Genomic DNA, 15,981 nt, shown 5'->3' with positions numbered 1-15,981 from the left:
GCCTGCGTGAGAAAGAAGATGATGCCGAAGCCGAGCATCGCGATGGCGAGCATCAGGTTGATCAGATGCTGGCCGCTGTACACGACCGGCGCGCCCTGGAAGAGCCGGAACTTGTACTTGCCCGACAGCTTGCCGAACGCGATCACCGAGCCGGAGAACGTGATCGCACCGACGAACGTGCCGATGAACAGCTCGATGCGATTGCCGAACGGCAGAAAGCCCGGCATCGGATAGTCGGGATCGCCGAGCCCGAACGCGGCCGGCTCCGACACCACCGCATACGCGATGCAGACCGCCGCGAGACCGATCAGCGAGTGCATGGCCGCGACCAGTTCGGGCATCTTGGTCATCTCGACGCGCGCGGCGACGAACGCGCCGACCGCGCCGCCGATCACCAGCGCGACCAGCAGCAGGCCGAGCCCGAGGCCGAGGTTCGAGCCGAGCGCCGAGGCCTGTTTCGCGATCAGCGCGATGGTCGTGAGGATCGCAATCGCCATCCCGACCATGCCGAAGGTATTGCCGACGCGCGCCGTCTTCGGATTCGACAGCCCCTTGAGCGCCTGAATGAAGCAGACCGACGCGACCAGATAAAGCAGCGTGACGACGTTCAGACTCATTACGCGTTCTCCTTGGCAGCTGCGGGGAGCTTCTTCGGCTCTTTCTTGCGGAACATCTCCAGCATTCGCCGGGTGACGAGAAAGCCGCCGAACACGTTGACGGCCGCGAGCGCGACCGCGAGCGTGCCGAAGAACTTGCCGGGCGCGCCCAACGTGAGACCGGCGGCGAGCATCGCGCCGACGATCACGATCGCCGAGATCGCATTGGTCACGGCCATCAGCGGCGTGTGCAGCGCGGGCGTGACGTTCCAGACCACGTGGTAGCCGACGTAGATCGCCAGCACGAAGATGATCAGGTTGATGACGGTGTGGTTGATGACTTCCATTGCCGTTCTCCTCTAGGCCGTGCGCGTGACTGCGCCATCACGGGCCAGCAGCGTGGCCGCGACGATGTCGTCCGCGAGATCGATGTTCAGCGCGCCTTCCTTCGTGATGATCAGCTTGAGGAAGTCGAGCAGGTTGCGCGCGTAGAGCGACGACGCGTCGGCGGGCACCATCGACGCCAGGTTCGTATAGCCGACGATCTGCACGCCATGCCTGAGCACCACCTGGTCCGCCTCGGTCAGCGGACAGTTGCCGCCGCGCCGGCCCTCGTACTCCGCGCCGCGTCCGGCCGCGAGATCGACCAGCACGGAGCCCGGTTTCATCGCCTGCACGGTGTCGACCGAGATCAGCGTCGGCGCGGCGCGGCCCGGAATCAGCGCGGTGGAGATCACCACGTCCGCCTGCTTCGCCCGCTCATGGACCAGCGCCGACTGACGCGTGAGCCACGACGGCGGCATCGGCCGCGCATAGCCGCCGACGCCTTGCGCCGCTTCGCGCTCCTCGTCGGTTTCGTAGGGCACGTCGAGAAACTTCGCGCCGAGCGATTCGATCTGCTCTTTCACGGCCGGCCGCACGTCCGACGCCTCGATCACCGCGCCGAGGCGCTTGGCGGTCGCGATCGCCTGCAGGCCCGCCACGCCCGCGCCGAGAATCAGCACACGCGCGGCTTTCACGGTGCCGGCCGCGGTCATCAGCATCGGCATGAAACGCGGATAGAGCGTCGCCGCCAGCAGCACCGCCTTGTAGCCCGCGATGTTCGCCTGCGACGACAGCACGTCGAGGCTCTGCGCGCGCGTCGTACGCGGCGCGGCTTCGAGCGCGAACGCGGTGACGCCGGCCTCGGCGAGCTTCCGCGCGTTCTCGGCGTTGAACGGGTCGAGCATGCCGACCAGCGTCGCGCCGCGCTTCAGGAGCGGCAACTCGGTATCGGTGGGAGACTGGACTTTGAGGAGGAGATCGGCGCCGAAGGCGGTGGCCGCATCGACGATTTCCGCGCCGGCGGCCGTGAAGGCCTCGTCAGGAAAGCTCGCGGCGGCGCCCGCGCCGCTCTGGATCGTGACCCGGTGGCCCTGGGTCACGTACTTCTTGACCGTTTCGGGCGTCGCGGCGACGCGGGTTTCGTGCGCGCGCGTCTCGGCTGGCACTCCGATATGCATCGTGTTCCTCCTCGACTTCCTGTTTGACGACAGATCGGCCGACGAGGCACGCCGGCTTGCAATTGCAACGGCTAACGCCTCACTTTAACCGAAACCGGGGGGTGCACAGAAATCGGGGACAATCCGGGGGTGGCCGTGCGGCCTGCCAAGGGCCGCAACGGGCCGGCTCCCGGCAGCCCAAGCCCATAAACGGTAAAATGCGCAGCCATGAAACCGGAAACCTGGCTGCCGCACGTGACCGTCGCGGCGATCGTCGAGCGTGACGGGCGCTTTCTCGTCGTCGAGGAACATACCGCCGACGGCTTGCGCCTGAATCAGCCCGCCGGCCATCTCGAAGCGGGCGAAACGCTTCAGCAGGCGGTGAGCCGCGAAACGCTCGAGGAAACTGCCCATCCGTTCACGCCCGAGGCGCTGGTCGGCCTGTACATGGCCCACTTCGAGCGGCCCGGCAGCGCGGGCATCACCTACCTGCGCTTTACCTATTGCGGTGCAGGCGGCGAACCAGAGCCGCAGCGCGCGCTCGATCCGGACATCGTCCGCACCTTGTGGATGAGCGCCGACGAACTGCGCGCATGCCCCGAACGGCATCGCACGCCGCTCGTCATGCAATGCGTCGACGACTACCTCGCCGGCCGGCGTTTCCCGCTCGACTTCGTGCATACGCATTCGGTCGGGCCCGAAAGATAACCCTCGCGGGCGCCGTCACGAGCGGCCATCCCGCGATCCATGCAGTCATGCAGCACCCAGTGAGCATCTTATGAGCAAGCAGAAAGTCGTAGTAGGCATGTCGGGCGGCGTCGATTCGTCGGTCACCGCGTGGCTGCTGAAGGAACAGGGCTACGACGTGGTCGGCCTGTTCATGAAGAACTGGGAAGACGACGACGACAGCGAATACTGCTCGACGCGGCAGGACTGGATCGACGTGGTGTCGGTAGCGGACCTGATCGGCATCGACGTCGAAGCGGTGAACTTCGCCTCGGAATACAAGGACCGCGTGTTCGCCGAATTCTTGCGCGAATACTCGGCCGGCCGCACGCCGAATCCGGACGTGCTGTGCAACGCCGAAATCAAGTTCAAGGCCTTCCTCGACCACGCGATGTCGCTCGGCGCGGAAACCATCGCGACGGGCCACTATGCGCGCGTGCGCGAGAACAATGGCCGCTTCGAATTGCTGAAGGCGTTCGACCACACGAAGGACCAGTCGTACTTCCTGCACCGGCTGAACCAGGCGCAATTGTCGAAGACGCTGTTTCCGCTGGGCGAGATTCCCAAGACCAAGGTGCGTGAAATCGCCGAGCAGATTGCACTGCCGAATGCGAAGAAGAAGGATTCGACCGGCATCTGCTTCATCGGCGAACGGCCGTTCCGCGACTTCCTGAACCGCTATCTGCCGACCAAACCGGGCCCGATGAAAACTACCGACGGCAAAGTGGTCGGCGAACACATCGGTCTCGCGTTCTACACGTTCGGCCAGCGCAAGGGCATCGGCCTCGGCGGCAGCAAGGACGGCAGCGGCGACCCGTGGTTCGTGGCCGGCAAGGATATTCCGTCGAACTCGCTGTACGTCGCGCAGGGCCACGAGCACCCTTGGCTGCTCAGTCATACGCTGAGCGCGGGCAACACGAGCTGGGTCGCGGGCGAGCCGCCGGCGGAAGGCTTCGCGTGCGGCGCGAAAACGCGTTATCGGCAAGCGGATGCGCCGTGTACGTTCAATGCGGCGAGCGGTGGCGAAGGCCTCTTCGAACTGACTTTCGATACCGCTCAATGGGCCGTCACACCGGGTCAATCAGCGGTGCTCTATGACGGCGAAGTGTGCCTTGGCGGCGGCATCATCGAACACGCGGTGACAGGACAGCCGGCTGTGCTGCCGCAAGACCAGACGCAAGAGCGGCTAAAGAAACGGCGGCAGAAAGCGGCACTGCTGCGCGCACGCTAAGCGATGCAAGCGGGCAAGCAGCGCAGGTCCGACACGCTCGGCGTGTTTGCCTCGCTCGCGCCAGCCGTCGTGCTCCTTCCTTGCACACCCTTCACACACGCTTCACCTTCGCGTGCGACGCTTGTCATTCGTTCGCACGCCTCATCTTCAGATTTGCCCGGCTGCTGCCTTGTGCGTGGCTTCGCACATACGGGCCAGCGCGCGAGGCCGCGCGAGGCTGATGCCCGCTTCGCGCTGATCCGCAGCCGTCAGTTTCCTTTGCGGTGGATTCCGCCTGCGCCGAGCGCGCCGGCGATCCCGCCGCGACGATCTTCACTACACCGGAGTTCCCATGTTTTCTCGACGCTATCTGGCCATGTGGTGCGCCACCGCGCTGCTCGCCGGCTGCGCGGCGCTGGCCGCCACACAGCATATTTCGTGGTTCTGGATCATCGTGCCGCTCGCGCTCGTCGCGCTCGGCCTGTTCGATCTGACGCAGCAGCGCCATGCGATTCTGCGCAACTATCCGCTGTGGGGCCACTTCCGCTTCCTGTTCGAATTCATCCGCCCGGAAATTCGCCAGTATTTCGTCGAAAACGACACCGATGAAAAACCGTTCTCGCGCGCGCAGCGCAGCATCGTCTACCAGCGCGCGAAGAACGACGTCGACAGCCGTCCGTACGGCACCGAAGTCGACGTCAAAGCCGTCGCGCACGAGTGGCTCAGCCACTCGCTCGCGCCGACCACGCTGGACAGTCATGACTTTCGCATCGTCGTCGGCTCCGAGCGCGCCCAGCCTTATTCGATGTCGATCTTCAATGTCTCCGCGATGAGCTTCGGCTCGCTGTCGGCGAATGCGATCATGGCGCTGAACCTCGGCGCGAAAAAGGGCAACTTCGCGCACGACACGGGCGAAGGCTCGATGTCGAAGTATCACCGCGAGCATGGCGGCGACATCATCTGGGAAATCGCCTCGGGCTACTTCGGCTGCCGCAACGACGACGGCACGTTCAGCGCGGAGAAGTTCGCGAAGCAGGCCGCCGAGCCGCAAGTGAAGATGATCGAGGTGAAGCTGTCGCAAGGCGCGAAGCCGGGCCACGGCGGCGTACTGCCCGCGGCCAAGATCACGCCGGAAATCGCGGAAACGCGCGGCGTACCGATGGGCCGCGATTGCATTTCGCCGGCCACCCACTCGGAGTTCTCGACGCCGCGCGGCCTGCTCGAATTCGTCGAGCGTCTGCGCACGCTGTCGGGCGGCAAGCCGACCGGCTTCAAGCTGTGCATCGGGCACCCGTGGGAGTTCTTCGGCATTGCGAAGGCGATGCTGGAAACGGGCATTCTGCCGGACTTCATCGTCGTGGACGGCGCAGAAGGCGGCACCGGCGCGGCGCCGCTCGAATTCACCGATCACGTCGGTGTGCCGTTGCAGGAAGGCCTGCTGCTGGTGCACAACACGCTGGTCGGGATCGGCTTGCGGCAGCGCATCCGGATCGGCGCGAGCGGCAAGATGATCACCGCGTTCGACATCACGAAGACGCTGGCGATCGGCGCGGACTGGGTCAACGCGGCGCGCGGCTTCATGTTCGCGGTCGGCTGCATCCAGGCGCAGACCTGCCACACGGGCCGCTGCCCGACCGGCGTCGCGACCCAGGACCCGGTGCGCCAGCGCGCGCTGGTGGTGCCGGACAAGGCCGACCGCGTGTTCAACTTCCACCACAACACGCTGCATGCGCTGAAGGAAATCATTCAGGCCGCGGGGTTGAAACATCCGGCGGAACTGCGCGCGCATCACATCGTGCGGCGCGTGTCGTCGCATGAAGTGCGGCTGATGTCGGAACTGCTGAAGTATCTCGAACCGAACGATCTGCTCACCGGCAACTATCGCTACTCGCTGTTCGAGAAGTACTGGCCTGTCGCGCAAAGCGACTCGTTCTCGCCGAGGGTGGAACTGGCGACGACGTGAACGCCGGCGCATGATTCACGACACCGGGCCGCCGACACGCGGCCCGGTGTCGTTCAAAAACCGCATCCCGCCCGCGTTCGACCCCCGTAAAACGGACGCCCCCTTGCCTTTCCGTTAAAATCTACGGTTTAGCACTTCGCTCCACGGCCACCTCGCGCGCTTCGGCGCCTGGCGGGGAGCCCCATGCCCGAAAGGCACTTCATGCTCACGTTTCAGCAAATCATCCTGACACTGCAGTCCTATTGGGACAAGCAGGGTTGCGCATTGCTCCAGCCGATCGACATGGAAGTCGGCGCGGGCACGTCCCACGTTCATACGTTCCTGCGCGCAATCGGCCCCGAGCCGTGGCGCGCCGCTTATGTGCAGCCCTCGCGCCGACCGAAAGACGGCCGCTATGGCGAAAACCCGAACCGTCTGCAGCACTACTACCAGTACCAGGTGGTGCTGAAACCCGCGCCGGAAAACATCCTCGACCTGTACCTCGGCTCGCTCGAAGCGCTCGGCTTCGACCTGAAGCAGAACGACGTGCGCTTCGTCGAAGACGACTGGGAAAACCCGACGCTCGGCGCCTGGGGTCTGGGCTGGGAAGTGTGGCTGAACGGCATGGAAGTGACCCAGTTCACCTATTTCCAGGAAGTGGGCGGTCTGGCCTGCAAGCCGGTGCTCGGCGAAATCACGTACGGGCTCGAACGCCTCGCCATGTACTTGCAGAAGGTCGAAAACGTCTACGACCTCGTGTGGACCGAGTGGGAAGAGCAAGGCCCGAATGGTCCGGAAATGCGCCGTCTCACTTACGGCGACGTCTATCACCAGAACGAAGTCGAACAGTCCACGTATAACTTCGAACACGCGAACGTCGATCTGCTGTTCACGTTCTTCAACAGCTACGAAGCGGAAGCGAAGCGCATGATCGAAGCGCAGATCGCATTGCCCGCTTACGAACTCGTGTTGAAAGCGGGCCACACGTTCAATCTGCTCGACGCGCGCGGCGCCATTTCGGTCACCGAACGCGCGGCGTACATCGGCCGGATTCGCGCGCTGTCGCGTCTGGTTGCGCAGGCTTACTACGATTCGCGCGAAAAGCTCGGCTTCCCGATGCTCGGCAATCCCGTGCACGGCGTGCCCGGCCTCACCACCGACGCGCAAGATGCCGCAATGCCCGCGTGGGCGCCGCCGCTGAAAGTCGAACGCAAGATCGACCAGGACTGACGAGAACATCACCTCATGACTCAACCCCATCAAGCTACCCTGCTCGTCGAGCTGCTCACCGAAGAACTGCCGCCGAAAGCGCTCGCCCGTCTCGGTGAGGCGTTCGCCGAAGGCATCGCGCAGCGGCTCGCGGCGCTCGACCTGATCGAAGGCGAACTGACGTTCGAACGTTACGCCACGCCGCGCCGCCTCGCGGTCACGATCAGGAACGTGCGCCCGGTTGCGCCGGAAAAACACGTGCGCGAAAAAGTGCTGCCGGTTTCCGTCGCGCTGGACAAAGACGGTCAGCCCACCGCGCCGCTCGCGAAGAAACTCGCCGCGCTCGGCTTCCCCGATTTTTCGCTGAACGACCTGGAGCGCGCACAGGACGGCAAGGCTGAGGCGTTCTTCCTGCGCTACGCGGCGCCCGGCGCGACGCTCGCCGACGGCCTGCAAAGCGCGCTCGACGAAACGCTCGCCAAGCTGCCGATCCCCAAGTTCATGACCTATCAGCGTCCGGACGGCACCAATGTGAAGTTCGTGCGTCCGGCGCATCGTCTGACCGCACTGCATAACGACCAGGTCGTGCCGGTCAGCGCGCTCGGCATCGACGCCGACGACACCACGCTCGGCCACCGCTTCCTGTCCGAAGGTTTCGTGCAGATCCAGCACGCGGATGCCTACGCCGAAACGCTGCTGCACAAGGGCCGCGTGGTCGCGAATTTCGCCGACCGCAAGGAAGTCATCCGCACGCATCTGCTCGCGCAAGCCAACGGCGACCAGGTGGTGATGCCCGAAGCGCTGCTCGACGAAGTGACGTCGCTGGTCGAATGGCCGGTGGTCTATTCGTGCCGTTTCGAGGACGAGTTCCTGCAAGTGCCGCAGGAATGCCTGATCCTCACGATGCAGACAAACCAGAAGTACTTCGCATTGACCGATGCCAACGGCAAGCTGCGCTCGCGCTTCCTGATCGTGTCGAACATCGAGACGACGACGCCGGGCGATATCGTCGAAGGCAATGAGCGCGTGGTGCGCCCGCGTCTGGCCGACGCGAAGTTCTTCTTCGAGCAGGACAAGAAAAAGCCGCTCGCCGAGCGCGTGCCGCTGCTCGCGAACGTCGTCTATCACAACAAGCTGGGCTCGGCGCTGCAACGCGTCGAGCGGCTCGAAGCGCTGGCCGGTGCAATCGCGGGGCTGATCGGCGCCGATGCGACGCTCGCGAAGCGCGCCGCGCGTCTCGCGAAGGCCGACCTGATCACCGACATGGTCGGCGAATTCCCCGAGCTGCAAGGCACGATGGGCACGTATTACGCGCGCCACGACGGCGAGCCGGAAGAAGTCGCGCTCGCCTGCTCGGAACACTATCAGCCGCGCTTTTCGGGCGACGCATTGCCCACCACGGCGACCGGCACCGTCGTCGCGCTCGCCGACAAGCTCGAAACGCTGGTCGGCATCTGGGGCATCGGCCTGCAACCCACCGGCGAAAAAGATCCGTTCGCGCTGCGCCGTCACGCGCTCGGCGTGCTGCGCATTCTGGTCGAGAAGCAACTGCCGGTCGACTTCGTCGAACTGCTGCGCACCGCTTATGCGCAATTCGCCGCAGTGCCGAACGTCGCCGATTCGACTCAAGCCATCTACGACTTCAGCATGGACCGCCTGCGCGGTTTGCTGCGCGAACGCGGTTACGCGGCCGGTGAAATCGACGCGGTGCTGGCGTTGAACCCGACGCATCTTGACGACATCGTCGCGCGCCTCGATGCGGTGCGCGAGTTCGCGGCGCTGAGCGAAGCGGCATCGCTCGCAGCGGCCAACAAGCGTATCTCGAACATCCTGAAGAAGTCGGAAGGCTCGGCGAGCGGCGGCGTGCAAGCCGCGCTGCTCGTCGAAGCGGCGGAAAAGGCTTTGCATGCGCAGCTCGAACAGGTCGCGCCGCGCGTGCAGACGCAACTGTCCGCGCGCGACTACACGAGTGCGCTGACCGCGCTCGCCGCACTGCGCGAACCGGTCGACACGTTCTTCAACGACGTGATGGTCAACGCCGAAGACCCTGCGCTGCGCGCCAACCGTCTGGCCTTGCTCGGCGCGCTGCATCAGCAGATGAACTGCGTCGCCGACATTTCCCGGCTCGCCGCCTGAGCACCGCGCCATGCCGAACAAGAAAGTGGTGATCCTCGACCGCGACGGCGTGATCAACGTCGACTCCGACGCGTTCATCAAGTCGCCGGACGAATGGGTCGCCCTGCCGGGTTCGCTCGAAGCGATCGCGCGTCTGAACCAGGCCGGTTATCGCGTGGCTATCGCGACCAACCAGTCGGGCATCGGGCGCGGTCTGTTCGACATGAACGCGCTCAATGCGATGCATCTGAAGATGCATCGGATGGCGGCGGCGGTCGGTGGGCGTATCGAAGCGGTATTCTTCTGCCCGCATACGGCGGAAGATCACTGCGAATGCCGCAAGCCGAAGCCCGGCATGCTGAAAATGATCACCGAGCGGTTCGAAGTCGATCCGGCCAATACGCCGGTCGTCGGCGATGCGATGCGCGATCTGCAAGCGGGCGCGGCGCTCGGTCATCCGCTTCATCTGGTGCTGACCGGCAAGGGCAAGAAGACGCTCGCGGCCGGCGGCTTGCCCGACGGCACGATCGTGCACGACGACCTGCGCGCATTCGCGCTCGACTTCCTCGCCGACGCACAAGAGTGACGCGCGCCATGCGCGTCCCCAACCCTCACTGACCACGCCGATGCGCTTCATCCGTTCCCTGCTGCTGCTGATCTACTTCGTTCTGTTCACGGTGCCGTACGCAACCGCATGCTTCATCGCGTTCCCGTTCATGCGCGCCGACAACCGCTACTGGATGGCGGCAGGGTGGTGCCGTGCGACCCTCCACACGGTGCGTTGGCTCAACGGCATCCGCTACAGGATCGAAGGCTACGAGAATCTGCCCAACGGCCCGGCGGTGCTGCTCTCCAAGCATCAATCTGCGTGGGAAACGCTGGCGTTTCCGGCATTGATGCCGCGACCGCTGTGCTACGTGTTCAAGCGCGAGCTGCTGTACGTGCCGTTTTTCGGCTGGGCGCTCGGCATGTTGAAGATGGTTCACATCGATCGCAAGGAAGGCAAGTACGCGTTCGAATCCGTCATCAAACAAGGCAAGGCGCGCATGGCCGAAGGCGCCTGGGTCATCATGTTTCCGGAAGGCACGCGCACGCCGACCGGCAAGCAAGGCAAGTACAAGACCGGCGGCGCGCGCTTCGCGATCGCCACCGGCGCGCCGGTCGTGCCGATCGCGCACAACGCAGGACGCGTGTGGCCGCGTAACTCGTTTCTGAAATATGCGGGTATAGTCACAGTGTCGATCGGCAAGCCAATCGACACGACGGGGCTCACGCCCGACGAAGTCAACACGCGCGTCGAACAATGGATCGAAGCTGAAATGCGTCGCATCGATCCTGCCGCGTACCACGTGACGGACAGTCGTTCCGCCGCCGCACCAATCTGACGCGCCCACGCTCTCGAAGGCGTGTTGCGCGAAGCGAATCCGATGCAGAAGTCTCCTACGTCGCAGCCCGCTGCGGCGCTCGATAACCGGCAGCTCGATCTCCCGCTCTTCGCCGAGCCGGGGTCGATGTCGTCGTCGCCTTCGCCGTGCGCGCCCTCATCGGGCTCACCCGCCGGGCAACAGCCGGCCGTGCCGCTGGCACCGGACGGCAGCAAGCTGCGCAGTGTGTCGATTGGCCCGCGCACGCTGCATTACGTGCTCAAGCGTTCGGCACGCCGTTCGATCGGTTTCGCAATCGACAGCACGGGCCTCACGATCACTGCGCCGCGCTGGGTCACGCTCGCCGATATCGAAACCGCGATCACCGAAAAACAGCGCTGGATTTTCACGAAACTGATCGAATGGCAAACGCGTGTCGAACAGCGCGCATTGCCGAAAGTCGACTGGAAAGACGGCGCCGAAGTGCCCTACCTCGGTCAACCGGTGCGTGTGAAGCTCGGCTCGCCACAAGGCACGCTCGCGTTCAACGCGGAGGCCGCCGCCCTGCAAGTACCGTTGCCGTTGCAAGCCGACCCGCAGCAGATCAAGGACCGCGTGCAAGGCTGGTTGCAAGGCGAAGCGAAGCGTCTGTTCGGCGAGCGCCTCGCCATTTACGCGGAGAAGCTGGGTGTCAACTATCGCGCGTATGCGCTCTCGTCAGCGGCCACGCGCTGGGGCAGTTGTTCGAGCGATGGCAAGATCCGTTTGAACTGGCGGCTGATTCACTTTCCGCTGTCCATCATCGATTACGTGGTCGCGCATGAACTCGCGCATCTGCGTGAGATGAATCACAGCCCGCGTTTCTGGCAAACAGTCGAATCGATATTTCCGGAATTCCGCGAGGCGCGGCAAACGCTGAAGTCGCATCCGCCGGAATTGCTGCCGACGCTTTGAGCTAGCGCGGCAAACACTCAACCACCCTCGCCAGTTGCGCGGATTCGCGCATCACTCCGTGCAGTAGGTTTCGTGCAGATGACGCCACGTCACCTTGCCGTGCGCGGCGAGGTCCAGCACCGCCGTCGAGCGCCGCACGTTCGCATTGCCCGCGCCGTCGCGCTGATATTCGCGATACTTCACCACCGCGCCCGACGCATAGTCGGCGACGATCTCCATATCGCGAATCGTGATTTGCGAGCCCGGAGGCGCCCCGCGCAGCTTGCCGAAAAGCTCGCGCGCGCCGGCGTGGTCCACGGTGACGCCGGACGGCATCACCATCGTGAATTGCGGCGCAAAGCGCGCCGCGATCCGTTGCAGCGCGCCGTCATCCGCGGAGCCGTCTAACAATGCCTGGATTTCAGCGTGGATCTCGCCGAGTTCTTTAAAGTAGGGATATTGTTGTTCATTGTTTGAGCTTGCCCCGCCGACTACGTTACTTTTTCTTCTGGATGAATTCGATCTTGTAACCGTCCGGGTCCGTCACGAATGCGATCACGGTGGTGCCGTGTTTCATCGGGCCGGCTTCGCGCACGACCGTGCCGCCTTGAGCCTTGATCTTGTCGCAAGCGGCATACGCGTCTTCGACTTCGACCGCGAGGTGACCGAAGCCGTTGCCCAGATCGTACGTCGGCGTGTCCCAGTTGTGCGTCAGTTCGATGACAGTGCCGTCGCGTTCGTCCGTATAGCCGACGAAAGCCAGCGTGAATTTACCGTCCGGATAGTCTTCGCGGCGCAGCAGTTTCATGCCGAGCAGTTCGGTGTAGAAGGCGATCGAACGATCCAGGTCGCCGACCCGGAGCATGGTGTGAAGCAGGCGCATTGTGCACTCCCTGTTGCGTAGTAAAACGAGACCGTCAATGTACCCGGAATCACGCGGCGCTGCAGAGTCCGGCGCCCGCGGCGCGGCGCTCAGAACTGATGCCGCAGCCCCGCCATCAGGCCGAGTTGCGTGCCCTTCTGCGCGAGTCCGACGCCATTGACACCTTGCAGCTGCGCGCCGATCAGGTCACCCCGGTACTGGGCGAAATCGCCTTCCAGATAGACGTCGGTGCGCTTCGACAGATTGTAGTCGGCGACCAGCTGATATTGCCGCGCCGAGCCGTCCTGCTTCGCGGTCTTGCCGTCCTGCAACGTGCGCCAGATGTTCGCGGCGAAGTGCCATGCGTTGCCGACCTGCTGCGTGATGCCGCCCATGATCATGCGGCGCCGCGCGAAGTCTGTGTACTTGAGCGCGGCCAGCACGGGCGCGGTGAACGGTCCGTTGGCGAAGTTCGAAAATCCGGCGTCGTTCTGATTGACGATATAGCCCGCCGAAAAGCGGGTGAGATTCCATGTGTACGAAGCGCCGAAGGTCCACGCTTTCGCCGCCGCGCCGTTCACCGAATCTTTCGACTCTTCGTACGCGCCGCCGATGCTGAACGGTCCGCCCACCGGTTTATAAGCGAGGGCCGCGCCGATCTGACTGCCGAACGAATTGCCCGCATTGCCGCCGAACGCATAACCGGCCGCGAAGCTGAGACCGTTATATCTCGCCTGATACTGCACCTGGTTGCTGGTCCAGATGCCGCCCGTCATCGTCACTTCCGGCTGGAAGCTGAAGTCGTATGGAATCCACCAGTTGCTGCCGTAGCCGCCCGCCGTGATGCCTTCGATCATCACGTTGTACTGGCGCCCCAGAATGACCTGACCGAACGCGTTCGAGCGCACGCCCACCTGCGCTTCGTTGAAGAACGGCAAGGTCGGGTCGCTGCGCCCGCTGTTGATGTTGAAACGGTTTTCGAGCTTGAAGAAGGTGGACCAGCCGCCGCCGAGATCCTCGACGCCTTTCAGGCCCCAGCGGCTCTGCGTGAGGCCGCCCGGACCGAGCCCGAGCGACCGGTCGCCGGCCTTGTTCACGTTGGTCAGATAACGCACGCTCTCATCCACCACGCCGTAGAACGTGACACTCGATTGCGCGTGCGCGATCGGGCATCCCAGCGCCGCCATCGCCGCCATCCACCTGGTTGCGTTCTTCATTCCGTCTCCTCGTACCGGCTCCGCGTTGCGCGGATGGGTTCGTAGGCGTGGGGCGGCGCAATTCGATCTGGCGCATTGTCAGCGCGTTCGTCGTGGCGGAACGCTGCACTTGCTGTCGTCTTGGGTCCATGCGAATGGGCTGACGAAACCCACCTGTTCGAACCTTAGCGCGAAACGGCGGCGTCAAGAAAATAGTCTGACAAGGGTGTTGTGAAGGGCACAAAAAACTTGCAGTGGTAAAGAAGCGCGCGTAGAAGGTAGAGGCTTCGTTTGCGGGCGCGGCGGCTTTGCTATCGTACGATCCTGGCCTATGGGCGAGGCAGCGGCCGTGCGGCCGAAGGCCGGTCCATCCGGTCGATTACCGATTACCTGCGGCGCGCCGGCATCCGATACTGTGCGCCGCCCCTCCACTGCTTCGTCGACCTCCCCACCGCCGCCCCATGAGCACCACCGCCCTGCCCGCACGCCGCGCCCCGGATAGCTTCGCCATCCTGCTGATGATCGGCTTGTGCGCGATCTGGGGACTCCAGCAAGTCGCGATCAAAAGCACCAACTCGGCATTGCCGCCGGTCTTTCAGGCGGGCTTGCGTTCGGCGATCGCGGCGGTGCTGGTATGGGGATGGGCGCGCGCACGCGGCACGCCGCTCTTTCGCGACGACGGCACGCTTGGCGCGGGCCTGCTCGCAGGCGTGCTGTTTGCGGCGGAGTTCGTCTGTATCTTTCTCGGGCTGACGCTGACCAGCGCGTCGCGCATGGCGGTGTTTCTGTACACGGCGCCGTGCTTCACGGCGCTCGGGCTGCACTGGTTCGTCGACGGCGAACGGATGCGGCGGATTCAATGGCTCGGCGTCTTCGTCGCGTTCGCGGGGATGACGCTGGCGTTCGCCGACGGCTTCCTGCATGGCGCCGCCGCCCGCAGCTCGGCGCTCACGGGCGCGGCCGGCGACGCGCTCGGCGTGGTGGCCGGCATCGCGTGGGCCGCGACGACCGTGGTGGTGCGCGCGACGCGCCTCGCGCAGTCGAGCGCCAGCAAGACGCTGTTTTATCAGTTGACGGTGTCGGCGGTGGTGTTGCTCGCGCTCGCACTCGGGCTTGGCCAGGCTCGCGTGGAAACCGTCACCCCACTGGTGCTCGTGAGTCTCGCGTACCAGGCAGTGGTCGTCGCGTTCGTCAGCTATCTGGTGTGGTTCTGGTTGCTGACGCGTTATATCGCGTCGCGCCTGTCGGTGTTCTCGTTTCTCACGCCCTTGTTCGGCGTGACCTTCGGCGTGTTGCTGCTCGGCGAGTCGTTCAGCCTGCGCTTTCTGATGGCTGCCGTGCTGGTGCTGACCGGCATTGCGCTGGTCAATGCGCCGGCGAAACGGCGGCTGGTGTCCTAGCAGGAGTTAGCGGCGCGCGCGGGTCGCTGAGGCATCAGAGGCCTCAGCGACCGGCACAAGTCACTAAGCCTTGTCCGCCACGATCTGCGCCACCCGCACGTATTCGGCCACCGACACGTCTTCGGCGCGGCGTTGCAGATCGAAGCCGAGCGCCTCGAAATCCACCGAATCGCGGAACGCGGCCAGCGTGTTGCGCAACATCTTGCGACGCTGCGAGAACGCTGCCGTCACCACCTCGCCGAGCACGCGTTCGTCGACAGGCGGCAGTTCATGCAACTCGTACGGGATCATCCGCACAATCGCCGAATCGACCTTCGGCGGCGGCTGGAACGCTTCGGGCGGCACGTCGAGCTGCTTGTCGATCACGTAGCGGTACTGCAGCATCACCGACAGCCGGCTGAACGCCTTGGTGCCGGGCTCCGCCACCATCCGCTCGACCACCTCGTTCTGCAGCATGAAGTGCTGATCGATCACGCGATGCGCGAACGAGGTCAAATGAAACAGCAGCGGGCTCGAAATGTTGTACGGCAGATTGCCGACGATGCGCAGCGACGCCTTGTCGCCCGGCGCGGCGAGCGAGCCGAAGTCGAACGCGAGCGCGTCGCCCGCGTGCAGCTCGAGCAGGTCGCCGAACCGGGTCTTCAGACGGCCGATCAGATCGCGATCCAGTTCGACCGCGTGCAACGGCGCTTGCGGCGTCGCGAGCCGCTCGATCAGCGGTTCGGTGAGCGCGCCGAGTCCCGGTCCGATTTCGACCATGCGCTCGCCACGTTGCGGCCGGATCACGTCGACGATCGAATCGATCACGCCCATGTCGACCAGAAAGTTCTGACCGAAACGCTTGCGCGCGAGATGACCCTGGTGCCGGCCCTGTTGCTGTCTGCTGGTGGACATCGAAGAAACGCTAAGAAAAGAACTGCTTGAGAAAAAGGAAAACGCCGCAAACC

16 protein-coding genes are annotated in these 15,981 nt (G+C 64.4%); 9 read left to right on the top strand and 7 right to left on the bottom strand.

Going from position 1 to position 15,981, the window contains the following annotated elements; genetic code table 11:
* From HV770_RS35830 to HV770_RS35820, 3 genes are all read right to left on the bottom strand, one after another.
* Window positions 1-617, bottom strand: a 617-nt coding sequence (locus HV770_RS35830) for an NAD(P)(+) transhydrogenase (Re/Si-specific) subunit beta (RefSeq protein ID WP_175166163.1), incomplete at its 3' end; no start/stop codon positions are given.
* On the bottom strand, window positions 617-943 hold the full coding sequence (locus tag HV770_RS35825) for an NAD(P) transhydrogenase subunit alpha part 2 (RefSeq protein ID WP_115781869.1): 327 nt from the start codon (window positions 941-943) through the stop codon (window positions 617-619). The genes HV770_RS35825 and HV770_RS35830, both read right to left, overlap by 1 nt.
* 12 nt (window positions 944-955) lie before the next feature.
* Entirely contained in the window at window positions 956-2,098 is a 1,143-nt protein-coding gene (locus HV770_RS35820; RefSeq protein ID WP_121316545.1) for a Re/Si-specific NAD(P)(+) transhydrogenase subunit alpha, read from the bottom strand.
* Window positions 2,099-2,305: 207 nt separating this feature from the next.
* Here HV770_RS35820 and HV770_RS35815 point away from each other — a divergent pair, with 207 nt between their 5' ends.
* From HV770_RS35815 to HV770_RS35780, 8 genes are all read left to right on the top strand, one after another.
* On the top strand, window positions 2,306-2,785 hold the full coding sequence (locus HV770_RS35815) for an NUDIX hydrolase (protein WP_175166162.1): 480 nt from the start codon (window positions 2,306-2,308) through the stop codon (window positions 2,783-2,785).
* Window positions 2,786-2,855: 70 nt separating this feature from the next.
* Window positions 2,856-4,034, top strand: a complete 1,179-nt coding sequence (gene mnmA / locus HV770_RS35810; RefSeq protein WP_175166161.1) for a tRNA 2-thiouridine(34) synthase MnmA — start codon at window positions 2,856-2,858, stop codon at window positions 4,032-4,034.
* Between the two features lie 331 nt (window positions 4,035-4,365).
* Window positions 4,366-5,976, top strand: a complete 1,611-nt coding sequence (locus HV770_RS35805; protein WP_175166160.1) for an FMN-binding glutamate synthase family protein — start codon at window positions 4,366-4,368, stop codon at window positions 5,974-5,976.
* A 201-nt stretch (window positions 5,977-6,177) separates the two neighbouring features.
* Complete coding sequence (glyQ, locus tag HV770_RS35800) at window positions 6,178-7,185, top strand: glycine--tRNA ligase subunit alpha (RefSeq protein ID WP_168669818.1); 1,008 nt, start codon at window positions 6,178-6,180, stop codon at window positions 7,183-7,185.
* Between the two features lie 15 nt (window positions 7,186-7,200).
* The gene (glyS, locus tag HV770_RS35795) at window positions 7,201-9,300 is read left to right on the top strand and encodes a glycine--tRNA ligase subunit beta (protein WP_175166159.1); all 2,100 of its coding nucleotides are present in this window, start codon (window positions 7,201-7,203) and stop codon (window positions 9,298-9,300) included.
* A gap of 10 nt (window positions 9,301-9,310) precedes the next feature.
* The gene (gene gmhB / locus HV770_RS35790) at window positions 9,311-9,865 is read left to right on the top strand and encodes a D-glycero-beta-D-manno-heptose 1,7-bisphosphate 7-phosphatase (protein WP_175166158.1); all 555 of its coding nucleotides are present in this window, start codon (window positions 9,311-9,313) and stop codon (window positions 9,863-9,865) included.
* A gap of 40 nt (window positions 9,866-9,905) precedes the next feature.
* Complete coding sequence (locus HV770_RS35785; protein WP_175166157.1) at window positions 9,906-10,664, top strand: lysophospholipid acyltransferase family protein; 759 nt, start codon at window positions 9,906-9,908, stop codon at window positions 10,662-10,664.
* 42 nt (window positions 10,665-10,706) lie between these two features.
* On the top strand, window positions 10,707-11,597 hold the full coding sequence (locus tag HV770_RS35780) for a M48 family metallopeptidase (RefSeq protein ID WP_175166156.1): 891 nt from the start codon (window positions 10,707-10,709) through the stop codon (window positions 11,595-11,597).
* Window positions 11,598-11,648: 51 nt separating this feature from the next.
* Here HV770_RS35780 and HV770_RS35775 read toward each other — a convergent pair whose 3' ends face one another.
* From HV770_RS35775 to HV770_RS35765, 3 genes are all read right to left on the bottom strand, one after another.
* Window positions 11,649-11,987 carry a hypothetical protein gene (locus tag HV770_RS35775; RefSeq protein WP_246291524.1) on the bottom strand — a complete coding sequence of 113 codons (339 nt, stop codon included), beginning with the start codon at window positions 11,985-11,987 and terminating at the stop codon, window positions 11,649-11,651.
* Window positions 11,988-12,072: 85 nt separating this feature from the next.
* Complete coding sequence (gene gloA / locus HV770_RS35770) at window positions 12,073-12,459, bottom strand: lactoylglutathione lyase (RefSeq protein WP_121316537.1); 387 nt, start codon at window positions 12,457-12,459, stop codon at window positions 12,073-12,075.
* A gap of 89 nt (window positions 12,460-12,548) precedes the next feature.
* The gene (locus HV770_RS35765) at window positions 12,549-13,655 is read right to left on the bottom strand and encodes a porin (RefSeq protein ID WP_175166155.1); all 1,107 of its coding nucleotides are present in this window, start codon (window positions 13,653-13,655) and stop codon (window positions 12,549-12,551) included.
* Between the two features lie 440 nt (window positions 13,656-14,095).
* On the opposite strand from HV770_RS35765, the gene HV770_RS35760 reads away from it, so the two are divergent.
* Complete coding sequence (locus HV770_RS35760; protein WP_175166154.1) at window positions 14,096-15,034, top strand: DMT family transporter; 939 nt, start codon at window positions 14,096-14,098, stop codon at window positions 15,032-15,034.
* A gap of 63 nt (window positions 15,035-15,097) precedes the next feature.
* On the opposite strand, the gene rsmA is transcribed toward HV770_RS35760, so the two are convergent.
* The gene (gene rsmA, locus HV770_RS35755) at window positions 15,098-15,928 is read right to left on the bottom strand and encodes a 16S rRNA (adenine(1518)-N(6)/adenine(1519)-N(6))-dimethyltransferase RsmA (RefSeq protein ID WP_175166153.1); all 831 of its coding nucleotides are present in this window, start codon (window positions 15,926-15,928) and stop codon (window positions 15,098-15,100) included.
* Window positions 15,929-15,981: the final 53 nt, after the last annotated feature.

The organism is Paraburkholderia fynbosensis (genome assembly GCF_902859935.1).
In the GTDB taxonomy this organism is placed as follows: Bacteria; Pseudomonadota; Gammaproteobacteria; order Burkholderiales; family Burkholderiaceae; genus Paraburkholderia; species Paraburkholderia fynbosensis.
Note: the sequence above shows the minus strand (reverse complement) of the source record. Positions and strands in the feature narration are given on the sequence as shown.

Excerpts from the sequence above, each read along its gene's own strand:
- HV770_RS35825 (WP_115781869.1), bottom strand. The coding sequence starts at position 943 with ATGGAAGTCATCAACCACACCGTCATCAACCTGATCATCTTCGTGCTG.
- HV770_RS35820 (WP_121316545.1), bottom strand. The coding sequence starts at position 2,098 with ATGCATATCGGAGTGCCAGCCGAGACGCGCGCGCACGAAACCCGCGTC.
- HV770_RS35815 (WP_175166162.1), top strand. The coding sequence starts at position 2,306 with ATGAAACCGGAAACCTGGCTGCCGCACGTGACCGTCGCGGCGATCGTC.
- mnmA (WP_175166161.1), top strand. The coding sequence starts at position 2,856 with ATGAGCAAGCAGAAAGTCGTAGTAGGCATGTCGGGCGGCGTCGATTCG.
- HV770_RS35805 (WP_175166160.1), top strand. The coding sequence starts at position 4,366 with ATGTTTTCTCGACGCTATCTGGCCATGTGGTGCGCCACCGCGCTGCTC.
- glyQ (WP_168669818.1), top strand. The coding sequence starts at position 6,178 with ATGCTCACGTTTCAGCAAATCATCCTGACACTGCAGTCCTATTGGGAC.
- glyS (WP_175166159.1), top strand. The coding sequence starts at position 7,201 with ATGACTCAACCCCATCAAGCTACCCTGCTCGTCGAGCTGCTCACCGAA.
- gmhB (WP_175166158.1), top strand. The coding sequence starts at position 9,311 with ATGCCGAACAAGAAAGTGGTGATCCTCGACCGCGACGGCGTGATCAAC.
- HV770_RS35785 (WP_175166157.1), top strand. The coding sequence starts at position 9,906 with ATGCGCTTCATCCGTTCCCTGCTGCTGCTGATCTACTTCGTTCTGTTC.
- HV770_RS35780 (WP_175166156.1), top strand. The coding sequence starts at position 10,707 with ATGCAGAAGTCTCCTACGTCGCAGCCCGCTGCGGCGCTCGATAACCGG.
- gloA (WP_121316537.1), bottom strand. The coding sequence starts at position 12,459 with ATGCGCCTGCTTCACACCATGCTCCGGGTCGGCGACCTGGATCGTTCG.
- HV770_RS35765 (WP_175166155.1), bottom strand. The coding sequence starts at position 13,655 with ATGAAGAACGCAACCAGGTGGATGGCGGCGATGGCGGCGCTGGGATGC.
- HV770_RS35760 (WP_175166154.1), top strand. The coding sequence starts at position 14,096 with ATGAGCACCACCGCCCTGCCCGCACGCCGCGCCCCGGATAGCTTCGCC.
- rsmA (WP_175166153.1), bottom strand. The coding sequence starts at position 15,928 with ATGTCCACCAGCAGACAGCAACAGGGCCGGCACCAGGGTCATCTCGCG.